At 62.0% G+C, this 23,087-nt stretch carries 15 protein-coding genes; all 15 read left to right on the forward strand.

The genetic code is table 11. The features are described from left to right. Position 1: 1 nt before the first annotated feature. The 15 genes from GZH91_RS16460 (at position 2) to GZH91_RS16530 (ending at position 23,044) form a co-directional block, all read left to right on the forward strand. On the forward strand, positions 2 to 1,945 hold the full coding sequence (locus GZH91_RS16460; RefSeq protein ID WP_147070916.1) for a branched-chain amino acid ABC transporter ATP-binding protein/permease: 1,944 nt from the start codon (positions 2 to 4) through the stop codon (positions 1,943 to 1,945). 12 nt (positions 1,946 to 1,957) lie between these two features. After that, positions 1,958 to 2,680, forward strand: coding sequence for an ABC transporter ATP-binding protein (locus GZH91_RS16465; protein ID WP_147070919.1), 723 nt, complete (start codon positions 1,958 to 1,960; stop codon positions 2,678 to 2,680). A 23-nt stretch (positions 2,681 to 2,703) separates the two neighbouring features. Beyond that, on the forward strand, positions 2,704 to 3,258 hold the full coding sequence (locus GZH91_RS16470) for a peroxiredoxin (RefSeq protein WP_147070921.1): 555 nt from the start codon (positions 2,704 to 2,706) through the stop codon (positions 3,256 to 3,258). A 55-nt stretch (positions 3,259 to 3,313) separates the two neighbouring features. Beyond that, positions 3,314 to 4,621: an MFS transporter gene (locus GZH91_RS16475; protein WP_147070923.1), complete on the forward strand. Its 1,308-nt coding sequence runs from the start codon at positions 3,314 to 3,316 to the stop codon at positions 4,619 to 4,621. Between the two features lie 49 nt (positions 4,622 to 4,670). Next, complete coding sequence (locus GZH91_RS16480) at positions 4,671 to 6,173, forward strand: CoA-acylating methylmalonate-semialdehyde dehydrogenase (RefSeq protein WP_147070925.1); 1,503 nt, start codon at positions 4,671 to 4,673, stop codon at positions 6,171 to 6,173. A 140-nt stretch (positions 6,174 to 6,313) separates the two neighbouring features. Next, positions 6,314 to 7,273: an AEC family transporter gene (locus tag GZH91_RS16485; protein ID WP_223264480.1), complete on the forward strand. Its 960-nt coding sequence runs from the start codon at positions 6,314 to 6,316 to the stop codon at positions 7,271 to 7,273. Between the two features lie 39 nt (positions 7,274 to 7,312). Beyond that, complete coding sequence (locus GZH91_RS16490; protein WP_174861824.1) at positions 7,313 to 8,200, forward strand: 2-hydroxy-3-oxopropionate reductase; 888 nt, start codon at positions 7,313 to 7,315, stop codon at positions 8,198 to 8,200. Positions 8,201 to 8,211: 11 nt separating this feature from the next. After that, positions 8,212 to 9,159 carry a D-2-hydroxyacid dehydrogenase gene (locus GZH91_RS16495; RefSeq protein WP_147070928.1) on the forward strand — a complete coding sequence of 316 codons (948 nt, stop codon included), beginning with the start codon at positions 8,212 to 8,214 and terminating at the stop codon, positions 9,157 to 9,159. 143 nt (positions 9,160 to 9,302) lie between these two features. Next, a complete protein-coding gene (locus GZH91_RS16500) occupies positions 9,303 to 11,525 on the forward strand; it encodes a phosphoketolase family protein (protein WP_147070930.1) in 2,223 nt (740 codons plus the stop codon). 195 nt (positions 11,526 to 11,720) lie between these two features. Continuing rightward, positions 11,721 to 13,049: a four-carbon acid sugar kinase family protein gene (locus tag GZH91_RS16505; RefSeq protein WP_147070932.1), complete on the forward strand. Its 1,329-nt coding sequence runs from the start codon at positions 11,721 to 11,723 to the stop codon at positions 13,047 to 13,049. 190 nt (positions 13,050 to 13,239) lie between these two features. Further along, positions 13,240 to 14,694 (forward strand): FAD-linked oxidase C-terminal domain-containing protein, encoded by a 1,455-nt coding sequence (locus GZH91_RS16510; protein WP_147070934.1) that lies wholly within the window; start codon positions 13,240 to 13,242, stop codon positions 14,692 to 14,694. Positions 14,695 to 14,704: 10 nt separating this feature from the next. Continuing rightward, on the forward strand, positions 14,705 to 15,751 hold the full coding sequence (gene glcE / locus GZH91_RS16515) for a glycolate oxidase subunit GlcE (RefSeq protein ID WP_147070936.1): 1,047 nt from the start codon (positions 14,705 to 14,707) through the stop codon (positions 15,749 to 15,751). Positions 15,752 to 15,753: 2 nt separating this feature from the next. Beyond that, positions 15,754 to 16,977 carry a glycolate oxidase subunit GlcF gene (gene glcF, locus GZH91_RS16520; RefSeq protein WP_147070938.1) on the forward strand — a complete coding sequence of 408 codons (1,224 nt, stop codon included), beginning with the start codon at positions 15,754 to 15,756 and terminating at the stop codon, positions 16,975 to 16,977. A gap of 185 nt (positions 16,978 to 17,162) precedes the next feature. Further along, positions 17,163 to 21,608 carry a glutamate synthase large subunit gene (gene gltB / locus GZH91_RS16525; protein ID WP_147070940.1) on the forward strand — a complete coding sequence of 1,482 codons (4,446 nt, stop codon included), beginning with the start codon at positions 17,163 to 17,165 and terminating at the stop codon, positions 21,606 to 21,608. Between the two features lie 29 nt (positions 21,609 to 21,637). Beyond that, complete coding sequence (locus GZH91_RS16530) at positions 21,638 to 23,044, forward strand: FAD-dependent oxidoreductase (RefSeq protein ID WP_147070941.1); 1,407 nt, start codon at positions 21,638 to 21,640, stop codon at positions 23,042 to 23,044. The last annotated feature ends 43 nt before the right edge of the window (positions 23,045 to 23,087 follow it).

A 23,087-nucleotide genomic window follows, 5' to 3' on the forward strand; every position in this document is an offset into this window, starting at 1 on the left:
CATGGGCACCCTCAAGAAAACCTCCCTGATTCTGGCCCTGGCCGCGCTGGCAGCGCTACCCCTGGTCTGGTCGAACCCCTACTACATCCACCTGATGGTGATCATCGGCATCTACTCGATCCTGCTGCTCGGCCTCGACATCGTGGTGGGTTATGTCGGCGAAGTCTCGCTCGGCCATGCGGCGCTATTCGGGATCGGCTCCTACACCGCCGGCGTGCTCAACTTTCAGCTCGGCATGCCATTCCTGCTCGCGGTGCCGGCGAGCATCGTCATCACCGCCGTGTTCGGCGCCATCCTGGCCCTGCCTGCGTTGCGTGTAACCGGCCCCTACCTGGCCATGGTGACCCTGGCGTTCGGCACCATCATTCAGATCCTGATCAACGAGATGGACTTTCTCACCAACGGCCCGCTCGGCATTTCGCTGCGCAAACCGATATTTTTCGGTCATCAAGTCACCGGCACCGACTACTACTACATCGTACTGGTGGCGCTGCTACTGACCATCGTGGTGGTGCATCGCGTGGTCAAATCCTACCTCGGGCGCGCCTTCGAAGCCCTGCGTGACAGCCCGGTGGCATCCGACTGCATGGGGGTGAGCGTGTATGCCTACAAGGTCTACGCCTTTATCTTCAGCGCCGCCCTGGCAGGCCTGGCGGGCAGCCTGTTCACCTATTCCGAAGAATATATTTCACCCAACACCTACAACTTCGAGCTGACCATCCTGTTCCTGTTGGCGCTGATCATGGGCGGGCGCAAGACCCGCTCAGGCCCGATCCTGGGAGCCATCATCATCGTCATGCTGCCCAACGTACTGTCGGATATCGACCTGTTCCGCAAGATCGCGCTCGGCATTGCCGTACTGGGAGTGCTCTATTCGTTTTACGCGGTATTCGCCAAAAAGCGCACCCCGCGCCAGGTTGCCATTCCGCTCCTGTTTACCGTGGGGCTCGCCGTCTTCGGTTACTGGATTCACAACATCACCGATTACCGGCTGACGATATTCGGCGCGATGATACTGTTTGTGATTTATTACCTGCCGGACGGCATCATGGGTTTCTTGCGCGGCATTGTGCAGAAATACCGGCCGCAGTGGATACATCGCCATGAAATCATCACCGCCCAGGGTGACTCCCAGCATGTCTGGTCGGTGCCGGATCGTGCCGTCACCGCCAATGGCAATCTGCTGGAAGCGCGCGATGTCGTGATGCAATTCGGCGGCCTGAAAGCGCTCAACAAGGTGCAACTGGATATCGCCAAAGGTACCGTGCACGGCCTGATCGGCCCCAACGGCTCGGGCAAGAGCACCTTGATGAACGTGCTCACCGGCATCTACAAGCCAACCGAAGGCGAGATCGAATTCAACGGCAAGATCATTTCCGGCTCCGCACCCTCATCCATCGCTGGCGAGGGGATCGCGCGCACTTTTCAGAATGTGCAACTGTTCGGAGAAATGACCGCGATTGAAAACGTGCTGGTAGGGCTGCACCATACCTACCGCAGCAATACGCTTGACGTCATTTTCCACACCCGGCGCTGCCTCAAGGAGAAACGCGAGGCACGCATACGTGCTGCCAGCCTGCTGCAGTTCGTCGGCCTGGCCGACCTGGCCAACGAGGAAGCGCGCAACCTGCCCTATGGCAAGCAGCGCCTGCTGGAGATCGCCCGTGCCCTGGGGCTGAATCCGAGCCTGCTATTGCTTGATGAGCCGGCAGCCGGCCTGACCGCCCCGGACATCAAGGAGCTGGTCGGCATGATCCAGAAGATCCGCGACCATGGCATCACCGTCATTCTCATCGAACACCACATGGACGTGGTGATGAGTATTTCAGACACCGTGTCGGTGCTGGATTTCGGCCAGAAGATCGCAGAAGGCAAACCCGCCGAAGTACAGTCCGACACCAAGGTGATTGAAGCCTACCTTGGCGGCAACGCCGATGCAGCCTAAGAGGTCCAAAATATGTTACAGATAAAAAATTTGCATGCCGCGTATGGCAAGGTTGAAGTGCTGCACGGCATTTCCATCGACGTGCCGCAGGGCAAAGTCGTCACCCTGATCGGCTCCAACGGCGCCGGCAAAACCACCACCATGCGTGCAGTATCCGGCATGATCAAGCCGGCTGGTGGGGAGATTCGCCTTAACGGCAAGAACATCACCGGCATGGCTTCGCACAAAATCGCCCGTACCGGCCTGGCTCACTCGCCGGAAGGCCGGCGCGTGTTCTCTACCCTGTCGGTGACCGACAACCTGTTCCTGGGCGCTTTCCCACGGCTTACCTTCGGGCGCGAACGCGGCAATGTGCAAGGCGACCTCGACCGGGTATTCGACCTGTTTCCACGCCTCCAGGAACGGCGCGAGCAGCTGGCCGGTACGCTTTCCGGCGGCGAGCAGCAAATGCTGGCCATGGGACGGGCGCTGATGCTCAACCCCGAGGTGCTGCTGCTGGACGAACCCTCAATGGGCCTGGCTCCCTTGCTGGTGAAAGAAGTGTTCCGCATCATCCGCGAGTTGAAGTCGCGCGGCATCACCATGCTGCTGGTCGAACAGTTCGCCGCGGCCGCGCTGAATGTCGCCGACTACGGCTATGTCATGGAAAACGGGCGGATTTCCTGTCACGGGCCGGCCGAGCAACTGAAGAATGACCCTGCAGTAAAGGCAGCCTACCTGGGTGCGGCGCATTAATTCATTCACCACACGTATCTGATATGGCCGATCTGAATACCTTGCCAGAAGGCCTGCCCGTGCCCATAGACGACGGGGCGGGTGGCCGCCTTTTGGGAAAGCGCGTTCCGGCGCTAAAGCTGCAGGCCACATCGGGACAGTCCGTGGATGTGTCGGCGCTCCCCCGCACAACCGTCATCTACTGCTATCCGCTGACCGGACGGCCCGACCTGAGTTTGCCCCACGGCTGGGATGAAATCCCGGGGGCGCGCGGTTGCACCCCCCAATCCTGCGCCTTCCGCGACCATTATCAGGAACTGCGTGACTTGGGCGTAGACGTCTATGGCCTCAGTACACAAACCATGGAATATCAACGTGAAGTGGTTGAGAGGCTGCGTCTTCCCTACGCGCTGCTGAGCGATGCCGGCATGATATTGGTGCGTGCCCTGGAATTGCCCACTTTCGAAGTCGGCGCCATGACCCTGCTTAAAAGATTGACGTGGATTATTGCAGGCGGAGTAATCGTCAAGGTGTTCTACCCTGTTTTCCCGCCGGACAAAAATGCAGGTGAAGTCATTGCATGGCTAAGACATCCATAGAACAGCGGCCTGATCCCTGGATCGACTTGCGCAAGCCACTTTATCTGGCGCTGCCATGACCAGGCATGTCCACACCCGCATGCGCCGTCTGCGCTGGACCAGTTATACCCTGGTGGTGATCGGCTATATATTGGCGTTCTTTCATCGCCTGGCACCAGCTGCCATCGCAAATAACTTGCAGCAATCCTTCCACACCAGCGGCGCGGCGCTGGGCAGTTTGGCCGCTGCGTATTTTTATGCGCATACCGTGATGCAAATTCCGGTCGGCGTCATGGCCGATACCATGGGCGTACGGAAAGTCGTCGCTTTTGGTGCATTGATATCCGGGCTGGGGTCCCTGCTTTTTGGCGTATCCGATACGCTGGCCCTCGCAACCCTGGGACGCTTGCTGGTGGGTTGCGGTGTCGCTGCCATGTTCATCTCGCTAATGAAGCTGAATGCAGTATGGTTTCATGACCGCCATTTCGGCACCATTGGCGGCATGTCGCTGCTGCTTGGCAACCTTGGCTCGATGTTGGCTGCCACGCCGCTGGTCTGGATCGTCTCGCAGACCTCGTGGCGCAATGTATTTGTCGCCGTCGGCGCATTCTCTCTGGTACTGGCAGTACTGGTGTGGTTTATGGTGCGCAGCCATCCCGGCGAAGCGGGCCTGCCGACCATGCGCGAACTGGAGGGCAAGGAGGCGCATCCGCACCATCATGGGCACTGGTACGACGGCCTGCTCAAAGTCATGAAGAATCGTGCCACGTGGCCCGGTTTCTGGCCCAATCTCGGCATCGGTGGCAGCCTGTTCGCCTTTGCCGGGCTGTGGGCCATACCTTACCTGCATGATGTCTATGGGATGGAACGCACGACCGCCTCCAATCACACCATGTTGCTGTTGCTGTGTTTCGCTGTGGGCGCGATGCTGTTAGGCACGCTGTCCGATCGGATCGGAAAACGCCTGCCGGTGATCGTCAGCGGTCTGACGGTATATGTGCTGTGCTGGCTACCCATCGTATTCGGCTGGCACCTGTCGTCCGGCCAGAATTATCTGCTGTTTGCCGTCATGGGACTCAGCGCTGCCGGTTTCACACTTAGCTGGGCCTGTGTCAAGGAAGTCAATCCACCCGCCCTGTCCGGGATGGCAACCAGCGTCATTAACACCGGCGCCTTCCTGGGTGCTGCAGTACTGCAGCCGCTGGTAGGCTGGGTCATGGATCAGGGCTGGAACGGGCGGATGCAGGCCGGCGCCCGGGTCTATTCGGAACATAATTACCAGACCGGGCTGGGCATCATGCTGGCGTTTGCCGTGGTCGGCCTGGTCGGCGCACTGACTATCCGCGAAACCCACTGCCAATATATCGTCATTGCCCAATCGTGACGAACCGGGTTCATTTCCCTGCAGTATCAATGCAACCAGGAGTCAAATCATGTCAAAACCAGTTCTTCCGCTCTGGGTCAATGGCCAGCGCACCGAAAGCCGCAGCAGCCGCGTGGCCGACGTGACCAACCCGGCAACCGGCGAGGTGATCCGGCGGGTGCCACTGGCCAGTCGCGACGATGTAATAAATGCGGTGGAGGCCGCCAGGGCAGCCTTCCAGGCCTGGCGCGAAACCACGCCGCTGCGCCGCAGCCGCATCCTGAACAAGTTCCGCGATCTGCTCGAAATCCATCGCGCCGAACTGGCACAGATCGCCAGTGAAGAGCACGGCAAGACCCTGGAGGATGCTGCCGGTTCGGTACAGCGCGGCATCGAAGTGGTGGAGTTCGCTGTCGGCGCCCCGCATCTGCTCAAGGGCGAGCACGCCGAGAATGTCGGCCGTGGTGTGGATTGCCATTCCATGCTGCAGCCGATCGGCGTCTGCGCCGGCATCACGCCGTTCAACTTCCCGGCGATGGTGCCGATGTGGATGTTCCCGCTCGCCATCGCCTGCGGCAATACCTTCGTGCTCAAACCCTCGGAAAAAGTGCCCTCGTGCAGCCTGCGCATGGCGGAACTGTTCAAGGAGGCAGGATTGCCCGACGGCGTGTTCAACGTGGTGCCCGGCGACAAGGAAGCGGTGGACGCCCTGCTCACCCATCCCGACGTGCGCGCCGTGTCTTTCGTCGGCTCGACACCGGTGGCGCAGTACATCTACGAAACTGCGGCGCGCCACGGCAAGCGCGTGCAGGCCCTGGGGGGCGCCAAGAACCACGCCGTGGTGTTGCCCGATGCTGCGCTGGACTTCACCGCCGACGCCATCATGGGCGCCGCCTACGGCTCCGCCGGCGAGCGCTGCATGGCGATCTCCACCGTAGTGGCGGTAGGCGATGTCGCCGACGCGCTGGTGGCCAAGCTCAAGGAAAAGGCCGAGCAGCTGGTGGTCGGTCCGGGCAGCCGCAAGGGCGTCGAAATGGGCCCGGTGATTTCTGCGCAACACCGCGACAAGATCGTCGGCCTCATCGATAGCGGTGTGGCACAAGGCGCCACGCTGGTGACGGACGGGCGCGGCATCCGGGTGCCCGACTTTGAGAACGGCTTCTTTGTCGGGCCAACCCTGTTCGACAACGTCTCCACCGAGATGACCATCTACCGCGAGGAAATCTTCGGCCCGGTGCTGATCGTGCTGCGCGTTGCGACTTTCGATGCAGCCATCAATCTGGTCAACAACAACCCCTACGCCAACGGTACCGCCATTTTCACCCGCTCCGGCGCGGCAGCGCGCCGTTTCCAGCACGAGATCGAAGTCGGCATGGTCGGCATCAACGTGCCGATCCCGGTGCCGATGGCGTTCTTTTCCTTCGGCGGCTGGAAGGCGTCGCTGTTCGGCGACCTGCACATGCACGGCATGGAAGGCGTGTACTTCTACACCCGCACCAAGGCCATCACCAGCCGCTGGCCGGAACAGTCGGAGCATAGCGCCTCGACCTTGGTGATGCCGACGCTGGGATGAACGCAAGCGCTCATTCTCCACCACATTGAAACCATGACCTCCGCGCCTGACGGGGTTAACAGGCCAGGTACGGCTGATGACCGCGTTGCGCCGATGCCCGCTCACGTGCATGCCTATTCATACCCGGGTTTTACGAAAACATGGATCTGAATCATCTGGCCAAATTGATGATCGAGGTGATGCTGCCGATCGCCATCCTGGTGGGCGCGGGCGCAATATGGCCAAGCTACTTTCAGGAAATCCCCAGCAAAACCCTGCGTATCCAGCTCAACCGGCTGGTGCTCAATCTGTTTTTTCCTGCCATCCTGCTTTCCATTGCAGCCACCACACCGATTACACCGGGGCTGCTGCTGGTACCGCTGCTGGGCGGGATCGGCTCTTTGCTGGCCGCTGTGGTGCTGTATCTCTTACTTTATCACTCGCCGGTAGGACGCAATTTGCACAACGGCACCCGCGCAGCGCTGGTGGTGGGGGGCATGTTCGGCAATACTTTCTTCATCGGCATGCCGGTGCTGAGCTTCCTTTACGGCCCGCAGGCAGCCCGCTATCCGGCGTTCCATGACATGCTGATGACCATGCCGCTGGTGTGGAGCCTGGGGGTGTGGATTTGTACCCGGCTCGGGCCGCCAGAAGCCGCCCTCGGGCGCCAACCCATCTGGCGCGTGATGCTGGGAATGCCGCCCATCTGGGCATTCATCATCGGCGCCACGCTGCATATCGCCGGTCTGGCCTTCGAACCACTGGTTCATGCTGCGCGGATGATCGGCGAGGCGACCATACCGATCATGATGTTCGTGCTCGGCCTGTCCATCCCCTGGCGCAAACTGAGGCCGAACGGCGTTATCCTGGCGACGGCTGCAGTGAAGCTGCTGTTGATGCCCTTGCTGGCATGGATCACCGCGAAGCTGCTGTTTGCGCCGGCGAACGAACCGCAATATGCCGCGATAATCGAGACCAGCATGCCCACCATGCTGACCATATTGATCCTCACCGACCGCTTCCACCTGGACACCGAAGCGGGAGCGCTGCTGGTGGGATGGAGTACGCTGCTGTTCTGGTTCACGCTGCCATTTAGTCTATGGCTGGTTGATCAATTCTAAAAAAATATTTTTATTTGAAAATCTGATCGAGGAGACAGCATGTCTATCACTGTCGGTTTCATAGGCCCAGGCATCATGGGCTGTCCGATGGCAATTAACCTGATCAAAGGCGGCCATCCACTGCGCGCGTTTGCGCGCCGCGCGCAAGCCCTGCAAAGGTTGACCGCGGCAGGGGCTACGGGCTGTGCTTCACCAGCTGAAGTCGCGGCCCAAGCCGACATCATCTTCACGATAGTGTCCGACACGCCCGACGTGGAAGCCGTGCTGTTCGGCGCACAGGGCGTGGTGCATGGCGCCCGTCCGGGCACCGTGGTGGTGGACATGAGCACCATCTCGCCTACTGCCACCAGGACGTTCGCAGCACGGCTGGCGGCGCAAGGCATCGAGATGCTGGACGCCCCGGTTTCCGGCGGTGAAACCGGGGCGATCAATGCCACCCTGTCGATCATGGTGGGCGGCAAGCCGGAGGTATTCGAACGCGTCAGGCCGCTGTTCGAATGCATGGGCAAGAACATCGTCCACGTCGGTGACAGCGGCGCCGGCCAGGTGGCCAAGGCCTGCAACCAGATCGTGGTGGCGGTGACCATCGAAGCAGTGGCCGAAGCCCTGACCTTTGCCCGCCGCAACGGCGCCGACCCGGCCAAGGTACGCGAAGCGCTGATGGGCGGCTTTGCCGGCAGCAAGATTATGGAAGTGCACGGCAAGCGCATCCTGGACAACGATTTCAAGCCCGGCTTCAAGGTCGGCCTGCACCAGAAGGATATGCGCATTGTCATGGAGACTGCGCATCAGTTGGGCGTGGCCCTCCCCGCTGCCGCCCTGGTCACCCAGCACCTCAACGCCCTGATGGGCAGCGGCGCTGCCGACCTGGATTCCGCTGCGCTGGTCAAGGTGCTGGAACGCATGTCCGGCATGGGTGGCGACTAGGACGATCCCCAATGGAAAAAATCGTTTTTCTCGATTCTGACAGCATCGTCGCCGCCATCCGCCGCCCGGCTTTTCCCCACCGCTGGGAGGACTATCCGGCAACCGCACCGGATCAGGTTCTGCCGCGGCTTATCGATGCCTCCATCGCGATCACCAACAAGGTCGCGCTGCACCGCGAAACGCTGGAGCAATTACCTGGGCTGAAGATGGTCGCAGTTGCCGCCACCGGGACCGACAACGTGGACATCGCCTGTTGCCGCGCGCGCAACATCGTGGTGTCCAACATCCGCAACTACTCAGTGCACACTGTTCCGGAACATGTATTCATGCTGATGCTGGCATTGCGCCGCAATTTGCTGGCGTTCCGCGATGACCTGCGTAATGGCGCATGGCAGCGCGCCGACCAATTCTGCCTGTTCACCCACCCGGTGCGCGACCTGCATGGCAGCACTCTGGGATTAATCGGCCATGGTGCGATCGGCCAGGCGGTGGAACGGCTCGCCCTGGCGTTCGGCATGAAAGTCCTGATCGCCGAGCACAAGGGGGCGGCGACGGTACGTCCCGGCTATACCGCCTTCGATAGCACACTTCGGGGAAGCGACGTCATCTCGCTGCACGTGCCGCTCAACCCGCAAACCCGCCACTTGATCAGCACCACAGAATTCGGACTGATGAAACCCAATGCACTACTCATTAACACCGCGCGCGGCGGCCTGGTGGATGAATCAGCGCTGCTCGACGCACTGCGCACAGGGCGAATCGGCGGCGCGGGCTTCGACGTGCTGGGCAAAGAGCCGCCGCAGGAAGGCAACCCGTTGCTGGACCTGGATTCACCCAACTTCATCCTGACTCCGCACATCGCCTGGTCGGGCCGCGCGGCAATGCAAACGCTGGCCGACCAGCTCATCGACAACATCGAAGCTTACCTGCGCGGCGCACCGCAGAACCGCGTCGCCTGACCAAACCCGCTGCAACGCATTGCAATTATGCAGGGGCTTTGTTAGTATTTTCCATAAAGCGAATTGTAATTTCACAATATGAAATTTAGGACGATGGACAGGTTCTGTCGTTGTAGCAGTTTCCGAATTTCCTGGAGAAGAAAATGAACGCGGAAAAAAAACTGATCGAGCCTCAAACAACCCCGGCGTTTTGCCAGGGAATTCAATATTTCGCGGAATCCATGCCGGATTTCGAACAGATGGGCGATGCGCCGTGTCTGTCTGACAAAGTTCATGGCGTGACTGATGGCGGCGATGCCAGGGCGGCCTATCAGACGCTGCTGGTGGCGGATGCCCTGCGTTATCTCACATTACAGGTGACCGGCGCCAAATCCTCGGGCCATCCCGGCGGCTTCGCCAGCAGCGCGGAAGCCTATGCTTCCATGGTGATGCTGGGACACACCAATATCGTTACCGAAGTGGGCCACCACGCGCCGGGTTTCTATAGCGCCATGTTCCTCGACACCTCGCTCGAGGAGATGGGCATCGCCACGGTGCAGCAAATGCGCGACCGCTTCCGCGAAAGCCACGGCCTGTTGGGCCACCTCTCCGGTGCCATTCCCGGCCTGCTGGCACCCGCCGGCCCACTGGGCCAGGGCCAGCACTTCGCCATGGCCGGCGCCCTGCTCCACCCCGGCAAATTGTTCCCGGTCACCATCGGCGACGGTGGTCTGGGTGAACCCTACATCATGAGCGCCATGGTGCATTTCAACACCGCCTACCCCAAAGTCACCAACTTCCTGCCGATCCTGGTGTGGAACGGCTACTCCCAGGAGCATCACAGCATGGTCTCGACCTGGGACAATGCCCGCATGACGGCCTACTGGAAGGCGCACGGCTTCAAGCATGTGTATCTGGTGGACGCCAGGGAATTCGACGATCAGAACCAGGATGGCGCCTATGTCGACAGCTCCCTGTTCTCGTGGCAGCAGCGCGTGACATTTACCGGAGCGGTGCTGAAGGCCAGCCACGCCGCCGCCCAGAACGCGCTCAACGGCGAGCTGTCGGTGCTGATCCTCAAGCAGCTGAAAGGCACCGGAGTGCATGCCACCGGTTCCAAGTCGCACAACCTCTATGCCCATCACACCCTGGAGAGCGAGGATGTCAAGGCCGGCCTGCAGCGCCGCGCGCTGTCGACCGCAGCCTGGCAGCTGGTGCGTGAGAATTTCCGCCATGCCGGCGGCGGCCCGGCGGTGAAAACCGTGGTGACGGAATTCGAGCTGGAGCTGCCCGACCTCGGCGAGCTGCCGCTGACCGAATTCGAACCGGGCAAGGAAAACAAGGTGCCCACCACTGCGTTTGGTGAGGTGGTCGCCGCGGTGGGCAAGCGCGATCCGCGCTTCATCGTCACCAATGCCGACGGCAACGAAGCCTCGGCCATGGCCAACATCAACAAGGCGCTGACCATCCGCCACCCCACAGTGGACGAGCTGTACTTTCAGGGCCCTCACGGCCAGGTTTACGAACCGCTCAGCGAGGACGCCTGCGCCGGCTTGGCGGCTGCGGTGTCGCTGTTCGGCGGCAGGTCGCTGTGGTGCTCGTATGAATCCTTCGTCATCAATGGTCTGCCGATCTGGCAGACGGTGATCCAGGCGATGGCCGAACTGCGTCGCAAAACACCCAGCACGGTAACGCTGTTCACCGCCGGTGCGCTGGAGCAGGGACGTAACGGCTGGACCCACCAGCGCCCTGAGGTCGAGGCCTATTTCGCCGCCATGATGCGCAACGGCAATGTGTTCCCGCTGTTCCCGACCGACGCCAACTCGATTCAGGCGGCTTACGACTGGGCGCTGAAAACCCACAACAAGGGTATCGTGATCACTGCCTCGAAGACGCCGCTGCCGGTACGCACCACGCTGGCGCAAAGCCGCACCGCGATCGAGGAAGGTGCGCTTACCCTGCTGGACAAGGATGGCAAGGGCAAGGTGGTGTTCGCGGTGACCGGCGACATGGTGCTGCTGCCGGTGTTCGAGGCGGCTGAAGCGCTGACCAGGCAAGGTGTCGGCGTGCGCATCGTCTCCGTGGTCAATCCGCGTCGCCTGTACCGCCCAACGGACGTTTCCTGGAACACGGTGGCGCAGCCCGACGGCAAATTCATGAGCGACGCGCATTTCGATGCCCTGTTCCACGGCGACGCGTTGATTGCGGTCACCGGCGGGCCATCTGCAATGCTGGAGCCGGTACTGCTTAGAACACGTGCAGCACGTCGTGAAACCTTCTGCTGGCAGCGCGGCGAAACCACCGCCAGCGCGGGACAGCTGTTCGACCTCAACGGCATGAACGCCAGGACGCTGGAACAGCGCGCACTGGCTTTGCTTGAAGTTTAACAAGCTTGCACCACAGGACCAGCGATTAACCACGCAGCGCACTGGGAACACGGAGCAATTCCATCGGTTATGCAAATACGCGCTTTCACTGAACGGGCAAAGATATTGAGAAGATATTGAAAGGAAATAAGCTTGGTTTTCTCCGTGAACTCCGTGTTCTCCGTGGTTTAGCTGCTGCTTTCAGGTTTAAATAAAATGCCGCCAAAAATCATAGTTCTGGACGACGACCCCACCGGCTCGCAGACGGTGCACGGCTGCCTGCTGCTCACCCGCTGGGATGTCGGGACGCTAAAGCAGGGGCTGGCGGACGCCTCGCCGCTAATGTTCGTGCTCACCAACACCCGCGGCATGGGCGCCGTTGAGGCTGCGCAGGTGACACGCGCGGCGTGCCATAACCTGAAACTGGCGATGGCCGGATTTGATCGGCCGGCGCTGTTCGTCAGCCGCTCCGACTCGACCCTGCGCGGCCATTACCCGGTGGAAACCGACGTGATGGCAGAACAGCTGGGCCCGTTCGACGCCCATTTTCTGATACCGGCCTTTTTCGAAGGCGGGCGCTTCACCGTGGACAGCGTGCATTACCTCAAGGTGGGCGGCAAGGCCGTGCCGGTGCACGAAACCGAATTCGCGCGCGATTCCGTGTTCGGCTACCGCCACAGTTTTCTACCCGATTATGTCGAAGAAAAAACCCAGGGCAGGATCAAGGCTAATACGGTGGTGCGCTTCACCCTCAGCGCTATCCGCGCCGGTACGCTGGACCGATTGATGGCGCTGCAAGGGAATGCCTGCTGCGTGGTGGACGCGGAAAACCAGACCGACCTCAACCGCTTCGCCGACGATCTCGAACAGGCCGCCAGCCAGGGCAAGCGCTTCCTGTTCCGCAGCGCCGCCAGTCTGCTCACCGCGCTGGCCAGACTGCCGCCGCAACCGGTGCCGGCCGAGGACATGCAGCGCTATGTCAAGGACGGCCGTCCCGGCGTGGTCGTGGTCGGTTCGCATGTCAAGAAGACCACCGAACAGCTTGCAATCCTGCTGCAGCAGGAAGGCATCGTGGCCGTGGAAGTGGACGTCAGCCGGATGCCGGAGCAGAGCCCGGCACTGCTGCGGGAGGTGCTGGCGCAGGTTGCCCAGGCCCATCAGCATGGTTTGACGCCAGTGGTGTTCACCAGCCGGGTGGAGCGCCAGTTTCCCGACCAGGCAACACGCCTGGCATTCGGCGAACACGTTTCCGGCTTTCTGATGGACGTGGTGCGCGGCCTGCCCGCCACCATCGGCTTCATCATCAGCAAGGGCGGCATCACCTCCAACGACATGCTGAGCAAGGGGCTGGCGCTGCCCACCGCGCGGCTGGTGGGCCAGATTCTGCCCGGCTGCAGCGTGGTGCTGACCCCCGCCGACCATCCTTTCCCCGGGATTCCGGTAGTGATCTTCCCTGGCAATGTGGGCGACGAACACGCATTGACCCAGGCCTGGCTGCGCCTGACTGCGCAAAAGCGCATGGCAACGGAGGGTCAAGGGCAGTAGAATTCCCCATTCAACTTGGAAAAAGCGGTTAACCACGGAGTTCACGGAGGACACGGCGTAAAAACAACGGATTGCTGATCGTCTGGCTTTCACCCGTTGGGTGAGACCCTAAAATCCTCAAGATTGCCTTCCTCCGTGCCCTCCGTGGTTTAGAACCAAGTTTTTTAGGTTTAATCCACACAGGACAACCATGATCGCCGCTTCTGTTATCCGCGACTTGCAAGCCTTGCTTCCCGCCTCCGCCGTGCTGACCGTACGCGAGGATGTGGCGCCCTATGCATCCGATGGCCTGTCTGCGTATCGATGCCAGCCTGGCGTCGTGGTGTTGCCCGACACCGAAGCCCAGGTCATCGCCATTTTGCGGCTGTGCCATGCTGCCCGGGTACCCGTCATCGCGCGCGGCGCAGGAACCGGCCTGTCCGGCGGCGCACTGCCGCGTGAAGACGCCGTGCTGCTGGGGCTGGCCAAATTCAACAGAATCCTGCGTCTGGACCCGCTGGCGCGCACAGCGCGCGTGCAGCCCGGCGTGCGCAATCTCGCCATCTCCGAAGCCGCAGCGCCGTACGGCCTCTACTACGCGCCTGACCCGTCCTCGCAGATTGCCTGCTCCATCGGCGGCAACGTGGCGGAAAACTCCGGCGGCGTGCATTGCCTGAAATACGGCCTCACTGTGAACAACGTCATGCGTGTACGAGCGGTGACCATGGACGGCGAGGCGCTGGAGATCGGCAGCGAGGCGCTGGACAGCCCCGGCTACGACCTGCTGGCGCTGATGCACGGCTCGGAAGGCATGCTCGCCGTCATCACCGAAGTCACCGTCAAGCTGCTGGCCAAACCGGAACGCGCGCAAGTAGTGCTGGCGGCTTTTGACCAGGTCGAGACGGCGGGTGCAGCGGTGAGCGCCATCATCGCCGGGGGAATCCTGCCGGCCGGTCTGGAGATGATGGACAAACCCGCGATCGCGGCGGCGGAAGCTTTCGTCCATGCCGGCTATCCGCTTGACGCCGCAGCCATTCTGCTGGTGGAAGTGGACGGCACCAACGAGGAAGTATCTGACGCTGTGCTGCGCGTGCACGACATCCTCGCCGCCAGCGGCGCGACCGAAATCCGCACCGCCAATAACGAGGCCGAGCGCCTCAAATTCTGGGCCGGGCGCAAAAACGCCTTCCCTGCCGTGGGGCGCATGTCGCCGGACTACTACTGCATGGACGGCACCATCCCGCGCCGCGCCTTGCCTGCCGTGCTGGGCGGCATTGCCGATCTGTCCGCGCAATACGGACTGCGTGTCGCCAACGTGTTTCACGCCGGCGACGGCAACCTGCACCCGCTCATCCTCTACGATGCCAGCACCCCCGGCGAGCTGGAAAAAACCGAAGCCTTCGGCGCAAAAATCCTCGAGCTGTGCGTCGCCCATGGCGGCACCATTACCGGCGAACACGGTGTCGGCGTGGAAAAAATCGACCAGATGTGCGTACAGTTCCGCCCGCTCGAATTGCAGGCTTTCCACGCGGTCAAGGCCGCGTTCGACCCGCAGGGATTATTGAACCCGGGCAAGGCCGTGCCCAGCCTGCACCGCTGCGCCGAACTGGGCGCGATGCACGTGCACGGCGGGCAACTGCCGCATCCTGAATTGCCGCGATTTTGACAGGTGCCTGATGCAAGCAATCATTGACAAGGTGCACACCGCCATCGCCGCACAGGCGCCACTGCAAATTCGCGCCGGCGGCAGCAAGGACTGGTACGGCAACGCGCCGCTGGGCGAGCTGCTCGATATTTCAATGCACCGCGGTGTCGTCGAATACGAACCGGTCGAACTGGTGTTGACTGCAAAGGCAGGCACACCGCTGGCCGAAATCGAAGCCCTGCTCGCCGCCAACGGGCAGATGCTGTCATTCGAGCCGCCGCATTACGGCGCACATGCCACGCTCGGCGGCACCCTGGCGTGTGGCTTCTCCGGGCCGCGCCGCGCCCACGCCGGCAGCGCGCGCGACGCGCTGCTCGGCGTGCAGCTGCTGGATGGCCGCGGCGACGTGCTCAACTTCGGCGGCAAAGTCATCAAGAACGTCGCCGGTTATGACGTGTCGCGCCTGATGGCGGGCGCGCTGGGTACGCTGGGAGTAATCCTGCAAGCCTCGCTCAAAGTGCTGCCACGCCCGGCCAATGAGATCACGCTGCAATTCGAACTGGATCAGGGCAGCGCCATCGCCCGCATGAACCAGCTCGCTGGCCAGGCGCTGCCGATCTCCGCCGCCGCCTGGGTAGGCGGCGTGATGATGCTGCGGCTGGAAGGGAGCGCCGCGGGAATCCATGCTGCACAAGTAAAACTGGGCGGTGAAGTGAACCCGCACGGTGCTGCCTTCTGGCTGGCGGCGCGCGAACAGACTGCCGCGCTGTTTGCGGGCGATATGCCGCTGTGGCGGCTGTCAGTGCCCGCCACCACCCCACCCATTGCACTGCCCGGCAAACAGGCCGTCACCTGGGGCGGGGCACAGCGCTGGCTCAAGTCCGACGCCCCGCCCGGGCAGATCCGTAGCGGCGCAGCCCGGGCGGGCGGCCATGCCACGCTGTTTCGTGCGGCAGACAAATCTGCCGGCGTATTTCAGCCACTGCCCAAGGCAATGCTGGCGCTGCACCAGCGTCTGAAACAACACTTCGACCCGCACGGAATTTTCAACCGCGGGCGGCTCTACGCGGAGTTCTGACCATGCAAACCCGGCTCGCCGATTTCATCCGCACTACGCCCGAGGGCATTGAGGCGGAACGCATCCTGCGCAGCTGCGTGCATTGCGGCTTTTGCCTCGCCACCTGTCCCACTTATCAACTCCTCGGCGACGAGCTGGATTCGCCGCGCGGGCGTATTTACCTGATGAAGCAGTATCTGGAAAGCGGCGAGGTGTCAGAAAAAACCCAGCTGCACCTGGATCGCTGCCTTACCTGCCGCAACTGCGAAACCACCTGCCCGTCCGGGGTGGAATACTCGAAACTGCTGGATATTGGCCGTGACCTGATCGAAAAACAGGTTCCGCGCAACCCGCTGGCAGCCATGCAACGCTATGCCCTGCGCCAGGTTCTGCCGCATCCGGCGCTGTTTTCCAGCCTGCTTGCGCTGGCACGCGCTGCCCGGCCATTGCTGCCCGCCAGTCTCAAAACCAAGCTACCCGGCAAGCAGGCCGCCACCCCCCGCCCGCGCGCACGCCATGCGCGCCGCATGCTGGTTCTGGAAGGCTGCGTGCAAGCGGCGCTGGCGCCCAACATCAACGCAGCGGCGGCACGGCTGCTGGACAAGATCGGCATCACCCTGCTTGCAGCGGATAAAGCCGGATGCTGCGGTGCGGTCAGTTACCACCTCAACGCCCAAGGCGAAGGACTGGATTACATGCGCCGCAATATCGACGCCTGGTGGCCGCATATCGAGGCGGGGGCAGAAGCCATCGTGATGACCGCCTCCGGCTGCGGTGTCACAGTCAAAGAATATGGGCATTATCTGCAGCACGACCCAGCCTATGCCGCCAAAGCAGCGCGGGTGTCGGCCTTGACGCGCGATCTCAGCGAAATCGTGCTGGCCGAGGCGGAGGTGCTCAAAAGCCAGTTTGCGCCGCTTCCCAAGCCACGCGCGCGCGTCGCCTTCCATGCCCCGTGCACGCTGCAGCACGGCCAAAAAATCACCGGCGTGGTGGAAGCCCTGCTCAGCGTGGCCGGGTTTGAGGTGGTACCGGTCAGCGAGTCCAACCTGTGCTGCGGTTCGGCCGGCACCTATTCGATCTTGCAACCAGAAATTTCCAATCAGCTGCGCGAGCGTAAACTTGGCCATTTGCAGGCGCGCCAGCCCGAAGTGATTGCAACTGCCAATATCGGCTGCCTGACGCATTTGCAATCCGGTACCGCCACGCCGGTTCGGCACTGGATTGAACTGCTGGACGAAGTTTAGGCCTACTTCAATGGCAAATAAATGTGCTCTGTTGCGGCGCCATTCCGACGCATTTCAGTCAGGCCTGTCTTGGGCCAGCCAGTGAATGCCAAATCCCCCTGAACACGCGTGAATATTAGCGTTGCCTGATACCTGACGGGCGAGTAGAATTGGACTATTTCGCTCTAGATTTCGAGTTATCGCCAATGGACAGACAAAGCTGGCTGGAGGGTACCCTCTACCGCCCCGATTTTGAACAGGACAGTTGCGGCTTCGGCCTGATGGCTCAGCTGGATGACCAGCCCAGCCACTGGCTGGTGCAGACGGCAATTTCATCGCTGGCCTGCCTGACCCATCGCGGCGCGGTGGCAGCGGATGGCAAATCCGGTGACGGCTGCGGTCTGCTGTTCAAGAAACCGGATGCATTTTTGCGCGCAGTTGCGACCGAATGCGGCTTCGATCTGGCGAAGCACTACGCTGCCGGCCTGGTGTTCCTGAATCAGGATGCAGCCCTTGCCGCCGCCGCGCGCGACACCCTCACCCGCGAGATGCAAGGCCAGGGATTGAGCGTGGCGGGCTACCGCCAGCTGCCCGTGGACGTTTCCGTGTGCGGTGAATACGCGCTCGCGACGCTGCCGCATTTCGAGCAGGTGTTCGTCAACTGCCCGGATTCGCTGGATGCAGAAACCTTTGAGCGCAAACTCTACATCGCACGCCGCCGCACCGAAAAAGCACTGGCCGGCGACAAGACATTCTATATCCCCACCTTGTCCGGCAAAGTGATTCTGTACAAGGGCCTGGTGATGCCCGCCGCGCTGCCGGTGTTCTACCAGGATCTCAGCGACGAGCGCTTTACTTCTTCGCTGGCGGTGTACCACCAGCGCTTCTCCACCAACACCTGGCCGGAATGGCGTCTGGCGCAGCCGTTCCGCTACCTCGCTCACAATGGCGAGATCAACACCGTGCAGGGTAACCGCAACTGGTCGCTGGCGCGCGAGCGCAAGTTCGCCACAGCGCTGATCCCGAATATGGATGACGTGCGCCCCATCGTCGCCAGTAACGGCTCCGATTCGTACAGCATGGACAACATGCTGGAAGGTCTGGTGATGGGCGGCGCGGGACTGTTCCGCTCGCTGCGCATGCTGATTCCGCCGGCATGGCAGAACGTGCCTTCGATGGACGCCGACCTGCGCGCCTTTTACGAATACAACTCCATGCACATGGAACCGTGGGACGGCCCCGCCGGCGTGGTGCTGACCGACGGCCGCTACGGTGCCTGCCTGCTCGACCGCAACGGCCTGCGCCCGGCGCGCTATGTGGTCACCAAAGACCGTCACTTCACCATCGCTTCGGAAATCGGCGTGTGGAACTACGCGCCGGAAGATGTGATACAGAAAGGCCGTATCAAGCCTGGCCAGATGATTGCCGCCGACCTGGAAACCGGCCGCATCCTGCTGCCTGAGGATATCGAGGCCGAACTCAAGTCCGCCCACCCGTACCGCGAATGGCTGAAAAACGCCCGGCACCTGGAGCTGGGCCTGGAGCAGGACGCCAACTGCCCGGTCATGGACAGCCCCAGCCTGGCGGTGTACCAGAAGCTGTTCAATGTCAGTTTCGAGGAACGCGACCAGATTCTGCGCGTGCTGGCCGAGGACGGCCAGGAAGCGGTCGGCTCGATGGGCGACGACACGCCAATGGCCGTGCTGTCGCAGAAAGTGCGTTCGCCGTTTGACTACCTGCGCCAGCAGTTCGCCCAGGTCACCAACCCGCCGATCGACCCGATCCGCGAGGCGATTGTGATGTCGCTCAACACCTGCTTCGGCCCCGAGCGCAACCTGTTTGAGGAAACGCCACAGCATGCATACCGCCTGGAAGTGGCGTCGCCGGTGCTGTCGCATGACGCCTTCACCCACCTCACAACGCTCACCGACCCGGCATACCGGTCCATCACGCTGGAGCTGAGCTACGATCCGGCGCAGACCAGCCTCAAGGCCGCGCTGGAAAAGCTCGCCGCCGACGCGATTGCAGCGGTGCAGGCGGGCAACGTCATTGTGGTGCTGTCCGACCGCAGGATTGGCAGAACCCTGCTGCCGATCCATGCACTGTTTGCAGTAGGTGCGGTGCATCACGCGCTGATCGGTGCAGGCTTGCGCTGCGATTGCAACATCGTGGCGGAAACCGGCGCTGCGCGCGACCCGCACCAGATCGCCTGCCTGATCGGTTACGGCGCCACCGCGGTGTACCCCTATCTGGCCTACCAGGCCATTCTGGAGATGGTGAAAAGCGGAGAAATCGCGCTGCCGCCCGCCAAGGCGCTGGCCAACTACCGCAAGGGTACCGACAAGGGCCTGCTCAAGGTGCTGTCCAAGATGGGCATTTCCACCGTGGCGAGCTATCGCGGCGCGCAGTTGTTCGAGGGTGTCGGCATCCACGAGGAAGTCGTTGATCTGTGCCTGAAAGACACGGTGTCGCGCATTTCCGGCGCCAATTTCGAGGACTTCGAGGAAGACCAGAAAAAACTCGCGCGTCTCGCCTTCAACCCGATGCGCCCGATCGGCCCGGGCGGCCTGCTTAAGTTCATCTTCGGCGAGGAGTTCCACGCCTACAACCCGGACGTGGTGATGCAGTTGCAAAGTGCAGTGAAGTCCGGCGATTACCAGAAATACAAGGAATACGCTGCGCTGGTAAACGGCCGCCAGGTCGCCATGCTGCGCGACCTGATGGGGTTGCGTGAAGACATACAGCCCATTCCGCTGGATGAAGTCGAGCCGGTGGAAAAAATCCTCAAGCGTTTCGACTCCGCCGGCATGTCGCTCGGCGCGCTCTCTCCCGAGGCGCACGAAGCGCTGGCGCAGGGCATGAACCGCATCGGCGGGCGTTCCAACTCCGGCGAAGGCGGCGAAGATCCGGTACGCTACGGCACGCTGAAAACATCCAAGATCAAGCAGGTGGCATCCGGCCGCTTCGGCGTGACTCCGCATTACCTGGTCAACGCCGAGGTATTGCAGATCAAGATTGCCCAGGGTGCCAAGCCCGGCGAGGGCGGTCAGCTGCCCGGCCACAAGGTGTCCGAAATGATTGCCCGGCTGCGCTGCGCCAAGCCCGGCATTTCACTGATTTCGCCACCGCCGCACCATGACATTTATTCCATCGAGGACCTGGCGCAGCTGATTTTCGACCTGAAGCAGGTCAACCCGCAGGCGCTGGTGTCGGTGAAGCTGGTGGCCGAACCCGGCGTCGGCACAGTCGCCGCCGGCGTGGCCAAGGCTTACGCCGACCTCATTACCATTTCCGGCTATGATGGCGGCACCGGCGCCTCCCCGCTGACCAGCGTGAAATACGCCGGCACACCGTGGGAACTCGGGCTGACCGAAGCGCAACAGGTGCTGCGTGCCAACGGCCTGCGCGGGCGCGTGCGGGTGCAGACCGACGGCGGCCTGAAAACCGGCTACGATGTGGTGAAAGCCGCCATTCTCGGCGCCGAGTCGTTTGGTTTCGGCACCGCACCGATGATTGCACTGGGCTGCAAATATCTGCGCATCTGCCACCTCAACAACTGCGCCACCGGTGTCGCCACCCAGGACGAGCGCCTGCGCAAGCAGCACTTTGTCGGCCTGCCCGAAATGGTGGTCAATTTCTTCACCTTTGTCGCCCAGGAAACGCGCGAGTGGATGGCCAGGCTGGGTGTGCGCAGCATCGAAGAGCTGATCGGCCGCAACGATCTGCTCAAGCTCTCGCAAGGCGACACTGCGCGCCAGGGCAGGCTCAATCTGCAAACCCTGCTCAGCCAGGGCAGCATCCCGGACAGCGAACCGCGCTTCTGCGTGCAGCCGTCCAACCCGTCGTTCGACAAGGGCGAGCTGGCCGAGCAAATGGTCAAGGATGCGACAGCGTGCATCCTTACCCGGACCCCGACCACGCTGGAATATGCGGTGCGCAATGTCAACCGCTCCATCGGCGCGCGCCTGTCCGGCGAAATCGCCCGTGCCCACGGCGCGGCAGGACTGCCCGAGGGCTGTCTGACGCTCAAGCTCAAAGGTTCGGCCGGGCAGAGCTTCGGCGTGTGGAACCACCGGGGCTTGCAGCTGCTGCTGGAAGGCGACGCCAACGACTATGTAGGCAAGGGCATGGCGGGTGGACGCATTGCCATCCAGCCACCGCACGGCTCCGGCTTCGTCGCCCACGACGCCGTCATCATCGGCAATACCTGCCTGTACGGTGCCACTGGCGGCGAGCTGTACGCTGCCGGCATGGCCGGCGAGCGTTTCGCGGTCCGCAATTCCGGTGCCAACGCCGTGGTGGAAGGTGTGGGCGATCACTGCTGCGAATACATGACCGGCGGATGTGTGCTGGTGCTGGGCGATACCGGCCTTAACTTCGGCGCAGGCATGACCGGCGGTTTCGCCCTGGTCTACGATGCCAGCGACGGGTTCATGCACCGTTACAACAACGAGTTGATCGACATACACCGCATCAATACCGAGCCGACCGCGGATTACCGCCATTTCCTCAGGCAACGCATCGAAACCCATGTACTGCACACCAATAGTGCGCGCGGGCGCTGGATGCTGGAGAACTTCGCCGGGGTAGTGGCGCGTTTCTGGCTGGTGAAGCCGAAGGCGGTTACGCTGGATTCTCTGCTGAAAGATTAAAACGGCCCTGTGCCCCACTGGAATAGCCCATGTCTGACGTTTTTCAATTCATGAACATCCCGCGCCAGGACGGCGCCAAGACTCCGGCGCCGATTCGGCGCATGGAGTACAAGGAAATCTACGCGCCGATGGACGCCACCCAGGCCGGCGAGCAGGCCGGGCGCTGCCTGGAATGCGGCAACCCGTATTGCGAGTGGAAATGCCCGGTGCACAACTACATTCCCAACTGGCTCAAGCTGGTCAACGAGGGCAAGCTGTTCGAGGCGGCGGAACTGTCGCACCAGACCAACTCGCTGCCCGAAGTATGCGGCCGCGTGTGTCCGCAAGACCGGCTGTGTGAAGGTGCATGCACGCTGAACGACGGCTTCGGCGCGGTGACCATCGGCCAGATCGAGAAATACATCTCCGAAGAAGCGTTCAAGGCCGGCTGGCGTCCCGACATGAGCCAGGTAGTGGCAACCACCAAACGCGTCGCCGTTATCGGCGCGGGGCCGGCGGGACTGGGTTGCGCCGATATCCTGGCGCGCAACGGCGTGACCCCGGTGGTGTTCGACCGCTATGAGGAAATCGGCGGCCTGCTTACCTTCGGCATCCCCGAATTCAAGATGGAAAAATGGGTCATGACGCGGCGCCGCGAAGTGCTCGAAGGCATGGGTGTGGAATTCCGTCTCGGCGTGGAAGTCGGCAAAGACGTCAGCATGCAGCAGTTGATGGACGAATACGACGCCGTGTTCATGGGCATGGGCACGTACACTTACATGAAAGGCGGCTTCCCTGGTGAAGACCTGCCCGGCGTGCTGGAAGCGTTGCCATTCCTGATCTCCAACGCGAACCACTGCCTCGGCTTCGAAAAGCCGGGGGATGATTACCACTCCATGACCGGTCAGCGCGTGGTGGTGCTGGGCGGCGGCGATACGGCGATGGACTGCAACCGCACCAGCATCCGTCAGGGCGCGAGTTCCGTCATTTGTGCCTACCGGCGCGACGAGAAAAACATGCCTGGCTCCAGGCGCGAAGTTGGCAATGCCAAAGAGGAAGGCGTGCAATTCCTGTGGAACCGCCAGCCCGTGGAAATCGTCGGCGACGGCAAGGTGGAAGGCGTGAAGCTGGTCACCACCGAGCTGGGACCGCCCGACGCACGTGGTCGTCGCACCCCGGTGGTGGTACCGGGCTCCGAAGAAATCATCCCCGCCGACCGCGTCATCGTTGCCTTCGGCTTCCGTCCCAACCCGCAGCCCTGGTTCACCGATTTTGGCATCACCACCGATCAAGGTGGCCGCGTGGTGGCCAGGGGCCGCCAGCACAAGTTTCAGACCGCCAACCCGAAAATATTTGCCGGCGGCGACATGGTGCGCGGCTCCGACCTGGTCGTCACCGCAGTATTCGAGGGCCGCGAGGCTGCAGAAGGCATACTCGGCTATCTAGGCGTGTGGTAAGCCTGTTTAAAACCTAAATTCGCTTGCCACGGAGATCACGGAG

This window comes from Sulfuriferula plumbiphila, assembly GCF_009938015.1.
GTDB lineage: Bacteria > Pseudomonadota > Gammaproteobacteria > Burkholderiales > Sulfuriferulaceae > Sulfuriferula > Sulfuriferula plumbiphila.

Excerpts from the sequence above, each read along its gene's own strand:
- GZH91_RS16460 (WP_147070916.1), top strand. The coding sequence starts at position 2 with ATGGGCACCCTCAAGAAAACCTCCCTGATTCTGGCCCTGGCCGCGCTG.
- GZH91_RS16465 (WP_147070919.1), top strand. The coding sequence starts at position 1,958 with ATGTTACAGATAAAAAATTTGCATGCCGCGTATGGCAAGGTTGAAGTG.
- GZH91_RS16470 (WP_147070921.1), top strand. The coding sequence starts at position 2,704 with ATGGCCGATCTGAATACCTTGCCAGAAGGCCTGCCCGTGCCCATAGAC.
- GZH91_RS16475 (WP_147070923.1), top strand. The coding sequence starts at position 3,314 with ATGACCAGGCATGTCCACACCCGCATGCGCCGTCTGCGCTGGACCAGT.
- GZH91_RS16480 (WP_147070925.1), top strand. The coding sequence starts at position 4,671 with ATGTCAAAACCAGTTCTTCCGCTCTGGGTCAATGGCCAGCGCACCGAA.
- GZH91_RS16485 (WP_223264480.1), top strand. The coding sequence starts at position 6,314 with ATGGATCTGAATCATCTGGCCAAATTGATGATCGAGGTGATGCTGCCG.
- GZH91_RS16490 (WP_174861824.1), top strand. The coding sequence starts at position 7,313 with ATGTCTATCACTGTCGGTTTCATAGGCCCAGGCATCATGGGCTGTCCG.
- GZH91_RS16495 (WP_147070928.1), top strand. The coding sequence starts at position 8,212 with ATGGAAAAAATCGTTTTTCTCGATTCTGACAGCATCGTCGCCGCCATC.
- GZH91_RS16500 (WP_147070930.1), top strand. The coding sequence starts at position 9,303 with ATGAACGCGGAAAAAAAACTGATCGAGCCTCAAACAACCCCGGCGTTT.
- GZH91_RS16505 (WP_147070932.1), top strand. The coding sequence starts at position 11,721 with ATGCCGCCAAAAATCATAGTTCTGGACGACGACCCCACCGGCTCGCAG.
- GZH91_RS16510 (WP_147070934.1), top strand. The coding sequence starts at position 13,240 with ATGATCGCCGCTTCTGTTATCCGCGACTTGCAAGCCTTGCTTCCCGCC.
- glcE (WP_147070936.1), top strand. The coding sequence starts at position 14,705 with ATGCAAGCAATCATTGACAAGGTGCACACCGCCATCGCCGCACAGGCG.
- glcF (WP_147070938.1), top strand. The coding sequence starts at position 15,754 with ATGCAAACCCGGCTCGCCGATTTCATCCGCACTACGCCCGAGGGCATT.
- gltB (WP_147070940.1), top strand. The coding sequence starts at position 17,163 with ATGGACAGACAAAGCTGGCTGGAGGGTACCCTCTACCGCCCCGATTTT.
- GZH91_RS16530 (WP_147070941.1), top strand. The coding sequence starts at position 21,638 with ATGTCTGACGTTTTTCAATTCATGAACATCCCGCGCCAGGACGGCGCC.